The sequence below is a fragment of the Streptomyces phytophilus genome (assembly GCF_013870535.1).
In the GTDB taxonomy this organism is placed as follows: domain Bacteria; phylum Actinomycetota; class Actinomycetes; order Streptomycetales; family Streptomycetaceae; genus Streptomyces; species Streptomyces phytophilus.
In genome coordinates, this window is record NZ_JACBXC010000861.1 from 1 (window position 1) to 2,662 (window position 2,662).

General features: G+C 72.4%; 3 protein-coding genes. 1 reads left to right on the forward strand and 2 read right to left on the reverse strand.

Annotated elements, in window-relative coordinates:
* Together H5J30_RS26330 and H5J30_RS26335 are read right to left on the reverse strand one after the other, a co-directional pair.
* The coding region (locus H5J30_RS26330; protein ID WP_181789827.1) for a cation:proton antiporter at positions 1-1,138 on the reverse strand (1,138 nt) is incomplete at its 3' end.
* A 4-nt stretch (positions 1,139-1,142) separates the two neighbouring features.
* Complete coding sequence (locus tag H5J30_RS26335) at positions 1,143-1,616, reverse strand: cation:proton antiporter regulatory subunit (RefSeq protein WP_026276345.1); 474 nt, start codon at positions 1,614-1,616, stop codon at positions 1,143-1,145.
* A 268-nt stretch (positions 1,617-1,884) separates the two neighbouring features.
* Between H5J30_RS26335 and H5J30_RS26340 the strand changes: the two genes are divergently transcribed.
* Entirely contained in the window at positions 1,885-2,547 is a 663-nt protein-coding gene (locus H5J30_RS26340; protein WP_181789828.1) for a response regulator, read from the forward strand.
* The last annotated feature ends 115 nt before the right edge of the window (positions 2,548-2,662 follow it).

A 2,662-nucleotide genomic window follows, 5' to 3' on the forward strand; every position in this document is an offset into this window, starting at 1 on the left:
GCGCGACCGGCTCCGTGTAGCGGGCCGCCAGCGGTCCGACGATCACCAGCACCAGCACGTACGCCGTCGCCAGCGGCCCCAGTTCCGGCTCGACGCCGGCGGTGACCGCGATCCCCGCGATGACGATGGAGAACTCGCCCCGCGCGACCAGCGTGCCGCCGGCCCGCCAGCGGCCCTTCACCGAGATCTCCGCACGTTTCGCCGCCCAGTAGCCCGTCGCGATCTTCGTCCCCGCCGTCACGACCGCCAGCGCCAGCGCCGGCAGGATCACCGGCGGGATCGACTCGGGATCGGTGTGCAGGCCGAAGAAGACGAAGAACACCGCGGCGAACAGGTCCCGCAGCGGACTGAGCAGGTTGTGCGCGCCCTCGGCCACCTCGCCCGACAGGGCGATGCCCACCAGGAACGCGCCCACCGCCGCCGACACCTGGAGCTGCTGGGCGAGACCGGCGACCAGCAGCGTCAGACCCAGGACGACGAGCAGCAGCTTCTCGGGGTCGTCGCTGGAGACGAAGCGGGAGATGAGCCGCCCGTAGCGGACGGCGACGAAGAGCACCGCGCCCGCCACGCCGAGCGCGATGGCCAGCGTGACGCTGCCCTGCGCGATGCCGACGCCGGCGACCAGCGCGGTGACGATCGGCAGGTAGACCGCCATCGCCAGGTCCTCCAGGACCAGCACGCTGAGGATCACCGGCGTCTCGCGGTTGCCGAGCCGGCCGAGGTCGCCGAGGACCTTGGCGATGACGCCGGACGAGGAGATCCAGGTGACGCCGGCCAGCACCACGGCGGCGACGGCGCCCCAGCCGAGCAGCAGCGCCATGATCGCGCCCGGCAGGGCGTTGAACGTGAAGTCGACGACCCCGGCCGGGTACTGGGTCTTGAGGTTCGAGACCAGGTCGCTGGCCGTGTACTCCAGGCCGAGCATGAGCAGCAGCAGGATCACGCCGATCTCGGCGCCGATCGCCACGAAGTCCTCGCTGGCGCCGAGCGGCAGCAGCCCGCCCTCGCCGAAGGCGAGCCCGGCCAGCAGGTACAGGGGGATGGGGGAGAAGTGGAAGCGGCCCGCGAACCGCCCGAGCAGACCGAGCCCGAGGATGATGGCGCCGAACTCGATGAGGAAAACCGCGTAGGAGTGCAAGCGCTCACTCCCGCCCGAGCAGCGCCGCGGCCGCCTCGATGCCCTCGCGGGTGCCGATCACGATGAGCGTGTCGCCGCCGGCGAACCGGAAGTCCGGGGTGGGGGAGGGGATGGCCTCCGCGCGCCGCAGCACGGCCACGATCGACGCCCCCGTCTCGGTGCGGATCCGCGTCTCGCCCAGCACCCGGCCGTTCCAGTACGACGTGGCCGACAGCTCGACGCGCTCGGCGACCAGCCCCAGGTCGGTGGTGTGCAGCAGGTTCGGACTGTGGTGCGACGGCATGAGCGCGTCGATCAGCGCCGCCGTCTCGGCGCCGTTGAGATGCAGCGACTGCGCGCAGGCGTCCGGGTCGTCGGAGCGGTAGACGTTGATCGACCGGGTGCCGTCCCGGTGGGCGATCACCGACAGGTGCTTCTTCTGCGCACGTGTCGTGAGGTCGTACTTCACGCCGATCCCCGGCAGCGGCGTGGTGCTCATCCTTGGAGCAGGCACGGCCCGTCCCCTTTCCGACTTTGCTGAGTGTCGCGCGTCCGCGGCCCCGGGATTCGGCAGCGGATCCCCCCGCGCGGCGCAGCCGATATCGTGCCATCCCCGCGTACGGCGGGAACATGGGTGTCAGCACGGATGGACAGCACAGCTCGGGCCGGGCCACCATCAGTGCCGGGACGGTAGTCTTCTCCGCCGGTCGCAGCCCCGGTCAGGCCCGGTCCCACCGGCTGCGTCCACCGTCCCAGGGAACCCGCCCATGAACCGAGCGGTCAAGGCCCGCGTCCTGCTCGCCGACGACCATGCGCTCGTACGCCGCGGGATCCGGCTCATCCTCGACGCCGAACCCGACCTGGCCGTCGCGGCGGAGGCGGGCGACGGCGCCGAGGCCGTCGCGCTCGCCCGCGACGGGGCGGCCGTGGACCTGGCGATCTTGGACGTGGCGATGCCCCGGCTGACGGGTCTGCAGGCGGCGCGCGAGCTGTCCCGCGTACGGCCGGAGCTGCGGATACTCATCCTGACGATGCACGACAACGAGCAGTACTTCTTCGAGGCGCTGAAGGCGGGGGCCGCGGGCTACGTGCCCAAGTCCGTCGCCGACCGGGACCTCGTCGAGGCGTGCCGCGCCGCGCTGCGCGACGAGCCGTTCATCTACCCGGGCGCGGAGACGGCCCTCATCCGCCGCTACCTCGACCGCGCCCGCCAGGGAGACCCGCTGCCGGCCCGGCCGATCACGGAGCGGGAGGAGGAGATCCTCAAGCTCGTCGCGGAGGGCCACACCTCGAAGGAGATCGGGGACCTGCTGGTCATCAGCGCGAAGACGGTGGAGCGGCACCGGGCCAACCTGCTGCAGAAGCTGGGCCTGCGCGACCGCCTGGAGCTGACGCGGTACGCGATCCGGGTGGGCCTGATCGAACCCTGACGCCGAGTACGGGGCGCCCGGCCCGCGCGCCCTCGTACCGGAAGGACCGGCGGGGTACGGCCGCCCGGCCGTACCCCGCCCCTGGCGTACTCCGTCCCCCTCCGGCCCCGTACCC